Here is a 14,595-nt window from a genome sequence, read left to right on the forward strand (position 1 = left end):
CAATTTTTGGGTTTTTCTCTTTTAAGAAAAAGCTAGACTTAAATAATTAATTAGGGGTGATTTAACAATGCCAGCTTTTGGGCGCCTTAGTATAGCGATCCTCTTTTGCTAAAGATTGGAGCGAGTGGTGCGCGTTATGGGCAGTTTTGAGACTCAAGCGTGTTGGTTACAGAAAGGAGGCGCTAGCATGTTTGAGAATCCAAAGCAATCCCCTAAATCATGCCTTTAAAGACTTGGCTCTAAAATACTCTACAATCGCCTCTACCTTGTCTGTGTTCTCCCAGCTAAAGCCCTCGCGTCCAAAATGCCCATAAGTGGCGGTCTGGCGATAAATGGGGCGTAAGAGATTGAGACTTTGCATGATCCCCTTGGGCGTGAGTTTGAAAAGGGCGCGTACGCAAGCCTCTAGCTGTTCAGGGCTGTACGCGCTTGTGCCATGCGCGTTGACATAGACAGACACGGGTTCTACCACCCCAATCGCATAGGCGAGTTGCACGGTGGCTCTATGGCACACCCCACTTGCCACCAAGTTTTTGGCGATGTAGCGTGCCATATACGCCGCGCTGCGATCCACCTTAGAGGGGTCTTTGCCGCTAAACGCCCCCCCGCCATGCGGGCAACTCCCCCCATAGGTGTCTACGATGATCTTACGCCCCGTCAAACCCGCATCGCCCTGTGGTCCGCCGATCACAAATTTACCGGTGGGGTTGATGTGGTAGGTGATGTTGTCATTGAGAAACTCTTTAGGCAACACCTTATAGACAATCTCTTCAATGACGGCTTCTCTAAGGCGTTTTTGATCGATCTCAGGGGAGTGTTGGGTAGAAACCACGATGGTATTGATCCCTACGGGTTTGTGTCCCTCGTATTGGATAGTAACCTGCGCCTTGCCATCGGGGCGTAAAAAAGGCAGGATTGCGCTCTTTCTAGCTTGGGCTAGCGCGCGCGTGATAGCATGGGCTAAATCAATGGCTAGGGGCATGTAAGAGGGGGTCTCATCGCATGCATAGCCAAACATCAAGCCTTGATCGCCTGCCCCCACCTCGCCATCGGGGCGATCCACGCCCTGATTGATGTCTGGGCTTTGTTCGCCAATCCCATTGAGCACGGCAGCGCTGCGGTAATCAAAGCCATAGAGCGCGTCCGTGTAGCCAATGTCGCGCACCACGCCCCGGGCGATCTCTTGCATAGGGGCATAGACGCGGGTTTTAAGCTCACCAGTGATCACGCAAAAGCCATTGGCTAAGAGGGTTTCGCATGCCACGCGCGCGTGCGGGTCGCGCTCGATGATGTAGTCTAAAATGGCATCGCTGATCTGATCTGCCATTTTATCCGGGTGTCCCTCTGTAACCGATTCAGAGGTAAAAAGATAGCGATCCATTAGCTAATCTGTGCTGCCACTTCGGCAGCAAAATCCTCTTGTTTCTTTTCAATGCCTTCGCCCACCTCAAAGCGCACATAGGCGCTAATGCTCAGAGTGTCCTCTAGCTCTGCGCCCCTTTCTTCTAGCACCTGTGCGATGGTCTTTTTATCGTCCATGACAAAAAACTGCCCTAGTAGAGTCAAGCGTTGATCTAAAAGGGTGTTATCCGCGATAAAACGCTCCATCTTGCCCGGGATGATCTTATCAAAGATTTTCTCCGGCTTGCCCTGCTCTTTTAACTCTTGTTTGTACGCCTCTTCTTGAGCTTGCAACACAGCAGGGGTGAGCTCAACGCGGCTGACATAGGTGGGGATGTGTTTTAGAGGTTTGCCCAGCCGTTTGAGCTCCTCGTTTTCTTTTTCTAGCTCTGCGACTAAAGCTAACTTCTCTTGTGCGATAAATTCAGGGCTAAAGGCATGATAATCTAGCACAACTGGCTTCATCGCTGCGGCATGCATGGCAATCTGGCGGGCTAATTCTTTGAGTTTATGAGCATGAGCTGGGTTTGTGTGGGCGATTTTAACGATCGCGCCCACGCGGTGGTTGGCGTGCAAATACCCATTCAAGGCTTCATGCCCCCCTGCTTTGAGCTGGGCTAAACGCCTCAGCACAATATTTTCACCAATTTTGGCGATCGCGCTGTGCAGATAGGCTTCATAGGTCTGCCCCTCTACAGGGGCTTGGTACAACGCCTCTACACTTTCTACCCCCTGTGTCTTAGCCACTTCTAAACTTTTAGACACCAACGCCTTGAAGTGATCGTTTTTAGCCACAAAATCCGTTTCGCTATTGATTTCTAGCATGGTGGCTTGTTGGGCATCCACTTCTAGGGCGATCACGCCTTCAGAGGCCACGCGATCGGCTTTTTTAACCGCCTTGCTCAAGCCTTTTTGGCGCAGGTGTTCGATGGCTTTGTCCAAATCCCCCCCACACTCTACCAACGCCTTTTTGCAATCCATCATGGGTGCGTCCGTCATTTCGCGCAATTGCTTTACCTGCGCGGCACTAATTTGACTCATCTTGTTCTCCTTCTTGATACACCTCTTCTAACACCTCTTGACGCTCTTGCGCGCTCACATGTTCAACCTCTTCAAGATTTTCTTGGGGTCTGCCCACCAATTCGCGCCCCTCTGTGATCGCCTCTGCCATCTCTTTACAGAACAGACGAATCGAGCGAATCGCATCGTCATTGCCCGGGATGGGGTAATCCACTAAATCCGGGTCGCAATTGGTGTCTAGGGGGGCGACAATGGGGATACCTAGCCGTCTAGCCTCAGCCACCGCGATTTTTTCTTTCACCACATCTACCACAAACATCATATCAGGCATTTGCTTCATGTGGCGCACCCCGCCTAAATACTTTTCAAGCTTCTCTTTCTTGCGCAAGATCATTAGCTTTTCTTTTTTGGTGAGCAGGTCTATCTGCCCGCTAGTCTCCATGTCCTCCATGATTTCTAGCTTGCGCACGGATTTTCTAATGGTGCTAAAATTGGTGAGCATGCCGCCCAACCAGCGGTAATTCACATAGGGCACATTGACTTGCATCGCGTACTCTTTAAGCGCATCGCTAGCCTGTTTTTTAGTGCCCACAAACATGATAGTCTTGCCCTCTGCGCTGGCATCGCGCACCACATTGTAGGTATAGCGAAAGTAGCGCAAAGTTTTTTGCAAATCAATGATGTGGATATTCTTGCGCACCCCAAAGATAAAACGCGCGGTTTTAGGATTCCAACGCCTTGTCTGATGCCCAAAATGCACCCCACACTCTAATAAATCTTTCATGGTGATCATAGATGTCTCCTTAAAGTTTGCCGCCACGCCCCCTACTTGATCACTTTAAGGCGGGGCGTGTGTGAATTGATGAAAGGCAGGGGGTATTCTAACGCGCTTCAGATAAAGAGAAGTTTAAGTATTTTGGCGAAATTAAATTTAAAAAGTGCATGCTCAAGGATTCGACTCTGCACTCTGAGATTTTTTGCACATATGAAAGAGATCAACATCTTCTCCTTTTTTTAACCTCTTAAGGTATATATATATGTTAGCATCACAGCATCCCAACAGAAAGGAGAAAACGATGGCACAAAGCAAAAGCGAACGGGATCACCACGCCAACCAATGCAACTCGAATAATAAAGCCTATAGAGATGCGCAAAACAACCGCTCTAATCAGCTCAATTCAAACCATCCCGAATACAAAGGCAATAAATAACCCTTTGCTCTTTCGGATGGTCAGGTCCCCAAAGGGAGGAGGGGGCGTTTAAGACAATCCCTTCTTTTTAAAAAAACTTAAATGTCCCTGCGCTTTCTGAGTTTGAAAAATTATATATGACATCCCCCATACATTTGTATCCAGTGCAGGAAGTGCGCAAAGTTACGCTTTTATTAGATTAGGGACACAGAGAGCAAACACGGATGCTTGTTCCCTACGAGCAACATCAGTCTGAAGACATAAATGCCCTTAGCGCTTGGGCAACTCACCATATCCCAAATAACTTAAAACTAAGCCCCCCTTATAGTGCACGAGTGATAAGAATGTTAAACAAATGCGATAGAAGCTAATACGGAAGCGTCACCTTTTCTGATCGCGCTCCTGTGGATACGGGTATAGCCACCCTTACGCTCTGCATACTTTGGCGCTAATTCTGTAACCAGCTTATGAGTTGCGTGCTTATGCTGCAAGTAGGCAAAAACATAGCGGTGAGCATTAGAATCACCCTTCCTAGCTACACTCACAAGCCTTTCAATATAGGATTGCAATTCTTTTGCCTTAAATACACCAGTTTCAATCTTCTCGTGCTCGATTAGAGAAATGGCAAGATTTTTTAACAACGCCTTTCTGTGCGCGCTAGTTCTACCTAATTTTCTAAAGCGATTTTGATGCCGCATTAACGCTCCTCATTTTTTAATTTATCTAATCTTGCCTGCAAAGATGCTCTAAAATCTGCTGCGAGTTCAGAACCCACAGGATAGCCCAATCCCTCCAATTTCTCGGCGATTTCATCATAGGATTTCTTGCCCAGGTTTTTTATGTTTTTGAGTTCATAGGTATCCATAAGTACCAATTCACCCACATATTTAAGCCCGATTTTATCTAAACAATTAAAACAACGCGCGCTTAAACTCAAGCCCTCAATTTCCATCACAAGGTCTCTTTCTAAGCTCTCTTCTAGATGGGTATTCCCTTTACAATCGGCGATATTGGTGTTAAAAATGTGCATCTGAGCGTTCATGGTCTTAATGGCATCCTGGAAAGCACGCTGAGGGTCTACTTGTCCGTCACTCTCAATTTCAAAGATGAGCTTTTCAAAGTTGGGATTGCCATCTACAAGCATGTTTTCGATGTTGTAAACCACTCTTTTAACGGGGGTAAAATAAGCATCTAAGGGGATATAATCGCTGGAAATATAACCTCGAATGCTCTCAGAAGGTACATAACCCATGCCTTTTTGCACGATGAGTGAAAATTCTAAATTAACATCTTCGTTGATGGTGGCCAGATAAGCATCATGATTGATAACGCCAATCTCATCATTCTCTAAATCCCGTCCACTCAATTTAGCAGGTCCTTTAAAAGAATAATGCACCACAACCTGATCATTTTGGGCATTGTCTAAGTGCTTTCCTACTAGGCGGATATTTTTAAGGTTGGCAATAAATAAGGTCATGTCTTCAGCAACACCGCGTAAGGAATCAAATTCGTGGGCAACACCTTCGATTTTGATTCCGATAGGCGCATACCCCACGGAACTCAAGAGTAGAAGTCGTCTTAAGGGATGTGCTAGGGTAATAGCATAACCTGCTTCAAAAGCAGAAACATATACTTTGATCTGTCTGTCGCTGATCCTCTCTACACTGATATTCATAGGCGCTTGTGGCGCTACTTTAATCACTTTCATACTGCTACCTACTACTTAGAATAGAGTTCAACAATCAATCTTTCTTCAAGGGGCAAGCTTACCTCGTCCCTTTCAGGATAGCGGGTAAAAATACCAAACTTTTTGTCTTTATCCACATCAAGCCAAGGCACGATCCCTACTTGATTGCTCAATTCCACCGCACGCACAATTTGAGCATTTTCTTTACTTTTTTCTCTGATTTCGATCTTTTGCCCACTCTTAATGAAGGCAGAAGGAATATCCATGCGCTTGCCATCTACCAAAACATGCCCGTGCGTTACTAATTGACGCGCAAAACTGCGTGTAGTTGCAAAACCCATACGATAGACCACATTGTCCAAACGACGCTCCAACAGGCGCACTAAATTTTCTCCTGTATTACCTTCCATGCGGTTAGCTTCTGTGAAAATAGAACGGAATTGCTTTTCAGAGATCCCATACATCGCTTTGGCTTTTTGCTTCTCACGCAACTGCAAGCCATAATCTGAGATCTTACCGCGTCTTTGTCCATGCTGACCAGGTCCATAGGCACGCTTGTCCAACGCGCTCTTGCCACTTAAACGACGTTCGCCTTTAAGGAATAAGGAAATCCCAAAACGACGTTCTAACTTCTCCACTGCGCCTCTATATCTTGCCATGTATGCTCCTTATACGCGTCTTCTCTTAGGGGGTCGGCAACCATTATGGGGCAAGGGTGTGATATCTTTAATCCAAAGCACTTTGATCCCCTCAACACTCCCCACACTCTTGATCGCTGTTTCGCGCCCACTTCCAGGTCCTTGCACCTTGATCCCCACTTCTTTAATGCCGTGTTCTTTGGCTTTGCTCATTGCACTCTCCACAGCTTGTTGGGCAGCGTAAGGAGTAGATTTTTTAGACCCTCTGAAACCAAGTCCTCCAGCAGTTGCCCAACAAATTACATTGCCCATCTCATCCGTAACAGTGATGTTGGTGTTATTGAAAGAAGCAGCGATGTAGACCACCCCCCTAGCGATATTCTTCTTAACGATTTTCTTTTTAATGCCGGTTCGTTTTGCCATGCACTCTCCTTACTTGCTGCCCACGGTTTTCTTCTTGCCCTTACGGGTACGTGCGTTATTTTTTGTAGTTTGACCACGCACGGGCAATCCTTTGCGATGCCTTATGCCCCGATAACTTCCCAAATCCATTAATGCCTTGATATCCATCTGCACTTTTTTGCGTAAATCCCCCTCCACAACATAGCCCGCTTGGATTTCTTTAGTAATGCTGGAAATCTCATCTTCGCTAAGTTCATGCACACGCTTATCTAGAGAGATTCCTACCTTGTGTAAAATATCTCTAGAGCTTTTCAAGCCCACGCCATAGATATAGGTTAGAGCGTATTCAACGCGTTTTTTCTTGGGCAAATCTACCCCTGCAATCCTTGCCATGCCTATCCTTGTCTTTGTTTATGTTTGGGAGTGGTACAGATCACGCGAATCACACCGCGTCTTTTAATCACCTTGCATTTATCACACATCTTTTTTACAGAGGGTCTAACCTTCATTCTTTCTCCTTAAATCTAAGCAAAACTCTTATTCTAACTATCTTTTGTTAGAACTAACTTAATCACTTGTAGCGAAAAGTGATACGCCCCTTATCTAAGCTATAGGGAGTGAGTTCTAAGCGTACCCGATCCCCCAGCGCAATACGAATATAATGCATGCGCATCTTACCTGAAATGCGACACAGCACGATATGCTTGTTATCCAATTCCACCTTAAAAGTGGCGTTGGGTAAACATTCGATCACTTTCCCATCGACCTCTATCACATCATCTTTTGCCATCAAGCCTCCGTTAAAATTTGCGCTTTTTTGCCCACCATTGCGATCGTATGTTCGTAATGACTTGTGCGCAATCCATCTACAGATACCACACTCCACTTATCTTCTAAGATTTTAGGTTCACCACTCTCTTGACAAACCATTGGCTCTAAGCAAAAAACCATACCTTCTTTAATCTTAGGTCCGCTGTTAGGTTTGCTAGAAGGCTCCAAGTAATTAAAAATGGAGGGCTCTTCATGAGGTTTGCGTCCAATACCATGTCCACAAAACTTTTTCAGGGGCACAAACCCTCTTTTTCTGATGAGAGTTTCTAGAAGCTGGCTTACTTCCTTAAAGCGCATGCCCACTTCTAAGCTTGCAATCACTTTATCAAGGGTGTCTTTAGCACAAGCAATTAACGCATGATCTTTGAGGCTCACTTCTCCCACCCCCAAAGTGATTGCTGCATCTCCAAACCACCCCTGTACTTGCGCTCCTAAGTCTAAGCCTATGATATCGCCACTCTGTAGTTTATAGTCTGTGGGAATACCATGGATAGCCACCTCATTTAGCGAGGTACAAAGCGTATTGGGGAAACCATAAAGACCTTTAAAGGCAGGTTCGGCTTTGAGCTTATAGATATGCGCCTCTGCCAGCGCATCTAACTCTAACAAGCTCATGCCTACTCGAATTTCTTCGCGTAGAAGTTCGAGGGTTTGCCCTACCACCGCTCCTGCTCTGCGCAAGGCATCGATGTCCTTTGGACTACGGATTACGATCGCCATCAAAAGCCCACAGCACTCAAGGTTTTATATTTACTCATGTAAACTTGGGCTTCTATTTTTTTCATAGTATCAATGGCAACTTGCACAACAATAAGCACCGCTGTGCCTCCAAAATAAAAAGGCACTCCCATCGCCTTAACTAAAATCCATGGTAAGGTAGAGATAATGGCTAGGTATAGAGAACCCCAAAAAGTCAAACGACTTGCCACACTATTTAAAAAGTTAGAAGTGCCCTCTCCCGGTCTCAAGCCCGCGATAAACCCACCATTGCGCTTGAGATTGTCTGCAATATCTTTGGCATTAAACACAATGGAGGAATAGAAATAGGCAAAGAAGATAATAAGCAAGAACATCAGAATATTATAGGCATACCCATGGGGGTTAAGAAAATCTGCAATAGCTTGTAAAACCTTATTGGACGAAGCCTGCAGAATGGTAGAAGGGAAGACTAGGAGCGCGGAAGCAAAAATAGGAGGGATCACTCCACTTAAGTTAAGCTTAATAGGAATGTAGTTCATGATGCGTTTATTTTGATTTTGCATCATCACCTTGCGGGCGTAAGAAATGGGAATACGTCGCTCAGCCAGTTCTACATAGATAATTGTAAAAATGGTCGCTAAGATAATGAGCACAATCCCAATTAAGACTAGCACATTAATCACGCCCGTATTCACTAGATTGAAAGTTCCCGCAATCGCCGAAGGAATGCCAGAGACAATACCCGCGAAAATGATCAAGCTAATACCATTACCCACCCCTCTTTGGGTGATCTGCTCGCCAATCCACATGAGCAACATCGTGCCTGTCAACATGGAAAACGTGGCTAGAACCAAAAAAGTTTGCATGGAAACCATGATTGCCCCATTAGCCCCATGCCCAATAGAGCGTAGTCCAAACGAAACACTGATTGCTTGGATAATCGTAATACCAATAGTAGCATAGCGTACAATTTGCATGTATTTCTGCATGCCATCACGCTCTTTTTTCATTTTGGCAAGGTTAGGAAAAGTCGCACTCAAGAGCTCCATGATAATGGAAGCTGTAATATAGGGCATAATCCCTAGAGAAATAATACTCAAACGGGATACTGCATTACCACTAAACATGTTAAAGAGTCCCAGGGCATTGCTGGAGTTGCTATCAAAAAAAGCTTTGATTGCAGCTAAATCTACCCCTGGAATAGGAATGTAAGCTAACACTCTATAGAGGAACAAATACCCCAAAGTGATAAAAATCTTGGTCGCAATCGCCTTGGTCATTATTGTTGTCCGCTAGTGCGAATTCTCTCATCTTGGATTTTGGAAGCGAGATCTTTGGCATCTGCTCCAATAAGCTTAACTTTCTCGATGTAAGAAGGAAAAGGGTGCACTTTCCTAATGAGTTCCAAACTCAAAGTTTCCAACTCAAAAATCTCCTTGTGCCTGGTTACATTGATCGCATAAACAAATCCCTTAGTGCGACTCCTAAAACCTACCTTAGGCAAACGGCGTTGTAAGGGTTGTTGCCCTCCCTCAAATCCACGTTTTTGTTTATAGCCCGTGCGAGCAGTTTGCCCTTTGCCTCCTCTAGTTGCAGTTTTACCCATGCCACTACCCTGCCCACGACCTACACGCTTGGTTTGCTTGACACTCCCTTTAGCCGGATGCAATTTTTCTAATGCCATAAAAACTCCTATCCCTTGATCTTAGAGAGCGCATCAAAGGTTGCGCGCACCACATTATAAGGATTATTCGAGCCTAAAGATTTTGTCAAAATATCCTTAATGCCTGCCAACTCAATCATAGGGCGCGTAGACCCCCCGGCGATCACTCCCGTCCCCTCAGAAGCAGGCTTAAGCAAAATACGGCTTGCGTTATATTTACATTCAATATCATGGGCAATGGTTGTGCCTTTGATCTTAACTTCAATGATGTTTTTAAAAGCATCATCAATGGCCTTTTTAATGGCATCAGGCACTTCCTTAGCCTTGCCTAGACCAAAGCCTACCAAGCCGTTCTTGTTTCCTACAACCACCAAAGCATTAAAGCGGAAGCGCCGTCCACCTTTGACCACTTTGGTAACCCGTCCGATATTAACCACCACTTCTGAAAATTCTTCTCTATTGATCTGCATAGCCATCCTTAAAGCGCGATCTCTTGAGTGCGTAATGTTTCTGCAAACGCTGCCACTACACCATGGTATAAATATCCATTGCGATCGTAGACTACCTGAGTGATACCTTGCTCTTTGAGTTTTTCGGCAAAAACTAGAGCGATCTTTTGACTATCCTCTACCTTATTTCCTAAGCCTAGTTTTTTGCCATCTACATGCACTAAAGTCGCGTGTGCATTATCATCAATGGCTTGGGCATAAAAATATCTATTAGACCTAAAGACGCTCACGCGCGGTCTATCGCATGTGCCAAAGACTTTCGCACGCACACGCAACTTGCGCTTGGCTCTTTGAAGTTTTTTCTTCTCTAAAACGCTTTCTGTCATGATTGTTCCTTACTTCTTAGCCGTTTTGCCGGCTTTACGCACGATGACTTCATCGCTGTATTTAATACCCTTACCCTTGTAAGGTTCTGGAGGTCTATAAGCGCGAATATCTGCAGCAAGTTGCCCTATCTGTTGCTTACTACTCCCCTTAAGCGTAATAGTATTCTTGTCTACAACCACCTCCACACCCTCAGGAATAGGATGCTTAACCGGACGACTAAAACCTAATGTGAGCTCTAAGACTTTATGCCCCAAAGCCGCCTTGTAGCCCACTCCATTAATTTCTAACACCTTGCTAAATCCCTTATCTAACCCCACAACAACATTATTAGCTAAAGCGTTATAAGTTCCCCAAAACGCTTTGCTTTGCGCGCTATCGCCCACAGGTTCAAAGCGCAAGGAATCGTTCTCCAATACAATTCCCACACGTCCATGTGTCTCTAATATTTGGGCGGTCTTATTGTTTTTAAAATACAGGCAAGTACCTTCTACACTTACCTGTACCCCATTAGGAATTTTGATCACTCTTTTACCAATTCTTGACATGCCACACTCCTACCAAATGCTACAAAGCACCTCACCGCCCACATTCTGTTTGTAGGCTTCCTCATTGGTGATAACCCCCTTACTGGTACTAACCACAATCACCCCATACCCGTTTTTAAAGCGTTTAAGCTCACTAGCCTGTTTATAAAGTCTGCGTCCTGGTTTGCTTAATCGTTTAATTTCACTAATAACAGCTCGTCCCCTATCATCATAGGCTAATTCTACAGAGATGAAATTCTTCCCTCTCTTTTCTACTACCTGGTAATTGGCGATGAATCCACGACTCTTGAAAATTTCCAAGATAGACACCACAATCTTAGCGTAATAAAGCTCTGTAACTTCCAAACGGCGCATACTTGCATTCCGAATGCGTGTTAAAGAATCCGCAACAATATCATTTACCATGATGACCCCTTACCAACTAGCTTTTCTAAGACCCGGAATCAAGCCTTCATTACCCATTTTTCTCAAGCACACGCGACACAAGCCGAAGTCCTTATAGACAGAGCGAGGTCTTCCACAGATATTGCAACGCGTGTAAGCACGCGCCCTAAACTTTGCTTTTCTATGGGTTTTTGCGATCATCGATTTCTTAGCCATTAGCGCCCTTTCGCAAAGGGCATTCCGAGCAACTCTAGCAATTTAAATGCCTCCTTATCGTTGTTTGTAGAAGTGATAATAGCAATATTGAGCCCATGGGTTACCATAATATCATCATAAACTACCTCTGGGAAAATCAACTGCTCATTCAAACCAAAACCATAATTTCCGCGCCCATCAAAACCATTCCTAGACACACCCCTAAAGTCTTTCACCCTAGGTAAAGCAATCACAATAAGTTTTTCCAAAAAGTTAAACATGACCCTATTTCTGAGCGTAACTTTCACACCAACGGCCATGTTTTCACGGATTTTAAAACCTGCTACGGATTTTTTAGCTTTGGTGATCACTGCCTTTTGCCCGGCAATGAGGGAAAGAGTTTGGGCGATGTTTTGCATGATTTTGGCATCTTTAGCATGCGCACCCGCACCCACGCTCAGCACGATCTTTTCTAGCTTAGGCAATAACATGGGATTCTTGATCCCTAGCTCTTCTGCCAATTTCTTTTTCACTTCTTTTTCATAGAAGTTTTTCAAGCCATCCATCGCGCTTACTCCTTCTCTTTTTTGACATTGGAGATATGAATAGGCATCTCCTTAAGGGTATGTCCGCCTTTTGGGTCATCATCGGTGGGCTTAATGGCTTTCTTAACCATCTTGCAACCCTCTACTAAAAGTGTAGATTTTTTAGGAAAAACAGCTAGCACTTTGCCGACCTTGCCCTTATCATCTCCGGCGATCACCTTAACCATATCATCTTTTTTAATCTTGCACTTCATTAGAGCACCTCCGGAGCCAGTGAGATGATTTTCATAAAGTTAGCATAGCGCACTTCCCTACTGATAGGTCCAAAGATCCTAGTCCCTACCGGATCGCGTTTAGCATCCAAGATCACAGCGGCATTGTCATCAAAGCGAATTAAAGAGCCATTGGGGCGCTGTACTTCCTTTTTAGTGCGCACAATCACCGCCTTAACTACCTGCCCTTTTTTAACCTTCCCATTGGGGATCGCCTTTTTTACAGAAGCGACAATGACATCGCCCACGCTCGCATAGCGTTTATGACTTCCTCCTAAAACCTTGATACACATGATCTCCTTGCCCCCGCTATTGTCTGCCACAACCAATCTTGTAAAGCTCTGTATCATGAAACTCCTTTCACCAAAATTTCTTTCAGCGCAAAGGTTTTAGTTTTAGAGACAGGCTTACATTCCACCGCACTTATAAAATCCCCCACCTGAGAAGCATTCTGCCTATCATCAATAGTGTATTTCTTAAAGCGTTTGACAATCTTGCGGTATTTTGTATGCAAGACCTTTCTCTCTACTAAAATTACGGCACTATAGGCATCAATTTTATTGACAACCTTCCCTTGAATGGTGCGCTTGTGGGGTTGCTTAGTTTCCATTTTTACCTCTTTTCAACCAACGCATGATCAAGAGCAGACAAGGCTGTTTTAATGCGCGCAACATCCTTCCTTGCCCTCCTAATCTCGCTAGGGTTATTGAGTTGCATGGTTTTGAGCTTAATCCTTAGTTCAAAGAGCTCAATTCTTTTGTCTTTAAGCAACTTTTCTAACTCCTTCCTATCTTTGTCTGCTAGTTCAGTAAATTTCATTTTCACTCTCTTTGGTTACAATTTTTGTTTTAAATGGGAGCTTGCGTTGTGCTAAACTCAAAGCTTCTCTAGCTAAACCCTCTTCAATACCTAGCATTTCATAGACAATGCGCCCGGGTTTGATGTTCATCACCCATTTTTCCACAGAACCCTTACCCTTCCCCATTCTAGTTTCCAAAGGCTTAGCAGTCAAAGGCTTGTCAGGAAAAACTCTAATCCACACCTTTCCTGCGCGTTTAATATGGCGAGTCATTGCCACCCTGGCAGCTTCAATTTGGCGCGAATCAATACGCCCGTGTTCAACGGCCTTGATTCCAATATCTCCAAAGGCAAGTTTTACGCCACGCGCAGACTTCCCCCGATTTCTACCCTTCATCTGTTTGCGGTATTTGGTCTTTTTAGGCATCAACATGACTATTCTCTCCCTCTTTTAGTGCGTCTGCCGACTCTCTCGTCACTTTCCTCTTCTCGCTTTTCAGACTGGATACCTTTTTGCAAAACTTCACCTTTAAAGATCCAAACTTTGACACCAATGATTCCATAAACAGTCATTGCCTCTGCAAAGCCATAATCGATCTTAGCACGCAAGGTATGCAAAGGTACGCGCCCTTCCATGTACCATTCTGTGCGCGCGATCTCAGCCCCCGCTAAACGCCCTGAAACACGCACTTTAATCCCTCTTGCTCCTGATTTCATTGCTGTTTGCATGACCTTTTTCATCGCCCGCCTGAACGCCACGCGTTTTTCTAGCTGAGTAGCGACATTCTCGGCAGCAAGCTGGGCATCAGCTTGGGGACGCTTAACCTCCTTAATATTGACAGAAATTTCTTTCTTAATCAACTCTTTTAAGGAGAGCTTGATCTTTTCAATATCTACGCCCTTTTTACCAATAATTAAACCGGGTCTAGCAGCTACCACGGTGATGCGCAACTTCTTAGCTGCGCGCTCGATCACAATCTCGCTTACACCTGCATAATAGAGCTCTTTCTTTAGGAATTTACGAATCTTGTAATCTTCCTCAATATTGCCCACCGTGTCGCTAGCTCCGGGAAACCACCTAGAAGCCCAATTTCTATTGATCCCTAACCTTAAACCAATTGGATTAACCTTCTGACCCATCTACTTATCTCCCCCTTGCTTACCTACTTTAACTAGAATATGGGTTGTGGGTTTTCTAATTGCTGTTGCTCTGCCTCTAGCGCGGGGCATGTGGCGCTTAAGAACAGGTCCAGCATCGACACGGCAAGAGAGCACAGCGACAGATTTAGAATCATACCCACCATTGTAAACTGCTGCGCTAATTACTTTGGAAAGAATTCTCGCAGCTTTATTGGGAGTGAACTCCAAGCGTGCAATTGCCACTTCCGCGTTCATGCCCTGAACCTGTCTAGCTAACAATCTAGCTTTGGTGGGCGAGAGCCTGCTGTACCTCAGTAACGCCGTGCTCATTTGCATTCCTTTATGTGAT

27 protein-coding genes are annotated in these 14,595 nt (G+C 45.0%); 1 reads left to right on the top strand and 26 read right to left on the bottom strand.

Features of this window, described 5'->3' with window-relative positions:
• Nucleotides 1–217: 217 nt before the first annotated feature.
• The 3 genes from metK to rpsB are packed head-to-tail and all read right to left on the bottom strand — an operon-like array spanning nucleotide 218 to nucleotide 3,214.
• A complete protein-coding gene (gene metK / locus C6G87_RS03645; protein ID WP_104752180.1) occupies nucleotides 218–1,381 on the bottom strand; it encodes a methionine adenosyltransferase in 1,164 nt (387 codons plus the stop codon).
• Nucleotides 1,381–2,442: a translation elongation factor Ts gene (gene tsf / locus C6G87_RS03650; protein WP_104752181.1), complete on the bottom strand. Its 1,062-nt coding sequence runs from the start codon at nucleotides 2,440–2,442 to the stop codon at nucleotides 1,381–1,383. Before tsf ends, metK begins: the two co-directional genes overlap by 1 nt.
• Nucleotides 2,429–3,214 carry a 30S ribosomal protein S2 gene (rpsB, locus tag C6G87_RS03655; protein ID WP_199767623.1) on the bottom strand — a complete coding sequence of 262 codons (786 nt, stop codon included), beginning with the start codon at nucleotides 3,212–3,214 and terminating at the stop codon, nucleotides 2,429–2,431. The genes tsf and rpsB overlap by 14 nt, the downstream gene beginning before the upstream one ends.
• Nucleotides 3,215–3,497: 283 nt before the next feature.
• Between rpsB and C6G87_RS08965 the strand changes: the two genes are divergently transcribed.
• The gene (locus C6G87_RS08965; RefSeq protein ID WP_267892688.1) at nucleotides 3,498–3,632 is read left to right on the top strand and encodes a hypothetical protein; all 135 of its coding nucleotides are present in this window, start codon (nucleotides 3,498–3,500) and stop codon (nucleotides 3,630–3,632) included.
• Nucleotides 3,633–3,958: 326 nt separating this feature from the next.
• Here the strand turns inward: C6G87_RS08965 and rplQ are convergent, their stop codons facing one another.
• The 23 genes from rplQ to rplV form a co-directional block, all read right to left on the bottom strand.
• Nucleotides 3,959–4,309 (bottom strand): 50S ribosomal protein L17, encoded by a 351-nt coding sequence (gene rplQ, locus C6G87_RS03660; protein WP_104752182.1) that lies wholly within the window; start codon nucleotides 4,307–4,309, stop codon nucleotides 3,959–3,961.
• Entirely contained in the window at nucleotides 4,309–5,319 is a 1,011-nt protein-coding gene (locus C6G87_RS03665) for a DNA-directed RNA polymerase subunit alpha (RefSeq protein ID WP_104752183.1), read from the bottom strand. The genes rplQ and C6G87_RS03665 overlap by 1 nt, the downstream gene beginning before the upstream one ends.
• Nucleotides 5,320–5,330: 11 nt before the next feature.
• Nucleotides 5,331–5,957 (bottom strand): 30S ribosomal protein S4, encoded by a 627-nt coding sequence (gene rpsD / locus C6G87_RS03670; RefSeq protein WP_104752184.1) that lies wholly within the window; start codon nucleotides 5,955–5,957, stop codon nucleotides 5,331–5,333.
• 9 nt (nucleotides 5,958–5,966) lie between these two features.
• Complete coding sequence (gene rpsK, locus C6G87_RS03675; RefSeq protein ID WP_104752185.1) at nucleotides 5,967–6,359, bottom strand: 30S ribosomal protein S11; 393 nt, start codon at nucleotides 6,357–6,359, stop codon at nucleotides 5,967–5,969.
• A gap of 9 nt (nucleotides 6,360–6,368) precedes the next feature.
• Nucleotides 6,369–6,731 (bottom strand): 30S ribosomal protein S13, encoded by a 363-nt coding sequence (gene rpsM, locus C6G87_RS03680; protein ID WP_104752186.1) that lies wholly within the window; start codon nucleotides 6,729–6,731, stop codon nucleotides 6,369–6,371.
• 2 nt (nucleotides 6,732–6,733) lie between these two features.
• The gene (gene rpmJ, locus C6G87_RS03685) at nucleotides 6,734–6,847 is read right to left on the bottom strand and encodes a 50S ribosomal protein L36 (protein WP_013469758.1); all 114 of its coding nucleotides are present in this window, start codon (nucleotides 6,845–6,847) and stop codon (nucleotides 6,734–6,736) included.
• Nucleotides 6,848–6,909: 62 nt separating this feature from the next.
• The gene (infA, locus tag C6G87_RS03690; RefSeq protein ID WP_104752187.1) at nucleotides 6,910–7,128 is read right to left on the bottom strand and encodes a translation initiation factor IF-1; all 219 of its coding nucleotides are present in this window, start codon (nucleotides 7,126–7,128) and stop codon (nucleotides 6,910–6,912) included.
• Nucleotides 7,128–7,889, bottom strand: a complete 762-nt coding sequence (gene map / locus C6G87_RS03695) for a type I methionyl aminopeptidase (protein ID WP_104752188.1) — start codon at nucleotides 7,887–7,889, stop codon at nucleotides 7,128–7,130. Before map ends, infA begins: the two co-directional genes overlap by 1 nt.
• Nucleotides 7,889–9,148 (bottom strand): preprotein translocase subunit SecY, encoded by a 1,260-nt coding sequence (gene secY, locus C6G87_RS03700; protein ID WP_104752189.1) that lies wholly within the window; start codon nucleotides 9,146–9,148, stop codon nucleotides 7,889–7,891. Before secY ends, map begins: the two co-directional genes overlap by 1 nt.
• Nucleotides 9,148–9,552, bottom strand: a complete 405-nt coding sequence (gene rplO / locus C6G87_RS03705; protein ID WP_104752190.1) for a 50S ribosomal protein L15 — start codon at nucleotides 9,550–9,552, stop codon at nucleotides 9,148–9,150. The genes secY and rplO overlap by 1 nt, the downstream gene beginning before the upstream one ends.
• Nucleotides 9,553–9,560: 8 nt before the next feature.
• A complete protein-coding gene (gene rpsE, locus C6G87_RS03710) occupies nucleotides 9,561–10,001 on the bottom strand; it encodes a 30S ribosomal protein S5 (protein WP_104752191.1) in 441 nt (146 codons plus the stop codon).
• A gap of 8 nt (nucleotides 10,002–10,009) precedes the next feature.
• Nucleotides 10,010–10,366, bottom strand: coding sequence for a 50S ribosomal protein L18 (gene rplR / locus C6G87_RS03715; protein ID WP_104752192.1), 357 nt, complete (start codon nucleotides 10,364–10,366; stop codon nucleotides 10,010–10,012).
• A 9-nt stretch (nucleotides 10,367–10,375) separates the two neighbouring features.
• Nucleotides 10,376–10,912 carry a 50S ribosomal protein L6 gene (rplF, locus tag C6G87_RS03720; RefSeq protein WP_104752193.1) on the bottom strand — a complete coding sequence of 179 codons (537 nt, stop codon included), beginning with the start codon at nucleotides 10,910–10,912 and terminating at the stop codon, nucleotides 10,376–10,378.
• Between the two features lie 9 nt (nucleotides 10,913–10,921).
• Nucleotides 10,922–11,317 carry a 30S ribosomal protein S8 gene (gene rpsH / locus C6G87_RS03725; protein WP_104752194.1) on the bottom strand — a complete coding sequence of 132 codons (396 nt, stop codon included), beginning with the start codon at nucleotides 11,315–11,317 and terminating at the stop codon, nucleotides 10,922–10,924.
• 9 nt (nucleotides 11,318–11,326) lie between these two features.
• Nucleotides 11,327–11,512, bottom strand: a complete 186-nt coding sequence (locus C6G87_RS03730; protein WP_104752195.1) for a type Z 30S ribosomal protein S14 — start codon at nucleotides 11,510–11,512, stop codon at nucleotides 11,327–11,329.
• Nucleotides 11,512–12,057: a 50S ribosomal protein L5 gene (rplE, locus tag C6G87_RS03735; protein ID WP_104752196.1), complete on the bottom strand. Its 546-nt coding sequence runs from the start codon at nucleotides 12,055–12,057 to the stop codon at nucleotides 11,512–11,514. The genes C6G87_RS03730 and rplE overlap by 1 nt, the downstream gene beginning before the upstream one ends.
• Nucleotides 12,058–12,062: 5 nt before the next feature.
• Nucleotides 12,063–12,290: a 50S ribosomal protein L24 gene (gene rplX / locus C6G87_RS03740; RefSeq protein WP_104752197.1), complete on the bottom strand. Its 228-nt coding sequence runs from the start codon at nucleotides 12,288–12,290 to the stop codon at nucleotides 12,063–12,065.
• On the bottom strand, nucleotides 12,290–12,658 hold the full coding sequence (gene rplN, locus C6G87_RS03745) for a 50S ribosomal protein L14 (protein ID WP_104752198.1): 369 nt from the start codon (nucleotides 12,656–12,658) through the stop codon (nucleotides 12,290–12,292). Before rplN ends, rplX begins: the two co-directional genes overlap by 1 nt.
• A complete protein-coding gene (rpsQ, locus tag C6G87_RS03750) occupies nucleotides 12,655–12,918 on the bottom strand; it encodes a 30S ribosomal protein S17 (RefSeq protein ID WP_104752199.1) in 264 nt (87 codons plus the stop codon). The genes rplN and rpsQ overlap by 4 nt, the downstream gene beginning before the upstream one ends.
• Before the next feature lie 2 nt (nucleotides 12,919–12,920).
• On the bottom strand, nucleotides 12,921–13,127 hold the full coding sequence (gene rpmC / locus C6G87_RS03755; protein ID WP_104752200.1) for a 50S ribosomal protein L29: 207 nt from the start codon (nucleotides 13,125–13,127) through the stop codon (nucleotides 12,921–12,923).
• On the bottom strand, nucleotides 13,114–13,539 hold the full coding sequence (rplP, locus tag C6G87_RS03760) for a 50S ribosomal protein L16 (RefSeq protein ID WP_104752201.1): 426 nt from the start codon (nucleotides 13,537–13,539) through the stop codon (nucleotides 13,114–13,116). The genes rpmC and rplP overlap by 14 nt, the downstream gene beginning before the upstream one ends.
• A gap of 2 nt (nucleotides 13,540–13,541) precedes the next feature.
• A complete protein-coding gene (gene rpsC, locus C6G87_RS03765) occupies nucleotides 13,542–14,246 on the bottom strand; it encodes a 30S ribosomal protein S3 (RefSeq protein WP_104752202.1) in 705 nt (234 codons plus the stop codon).
• Nucleotides 14,247–14,576, bottom strand: coding sequence for a 50S ribosomal protein L22 (gene rplV / locus C6G87_RS03770; RefSeq protein ID WP_104752203.1), 330 nt, complete (start codon nucleotides 14,574–14,576; stop codon nucleotides 14,247–14,249).
• Between the last annotated feature and the right edge of the window lie 19 nt (nucleotides 14,577–14,595).

Source organism: Helicobacter baculiformis, assembly GCF_900197685.1.
Taxonomy (GTDB): Bacteria; Campylobacterota; Campylobacteria; order Campylobacterales; family Helicobacteraceae; genus Helicobacter; species Helicobacter baculiformis.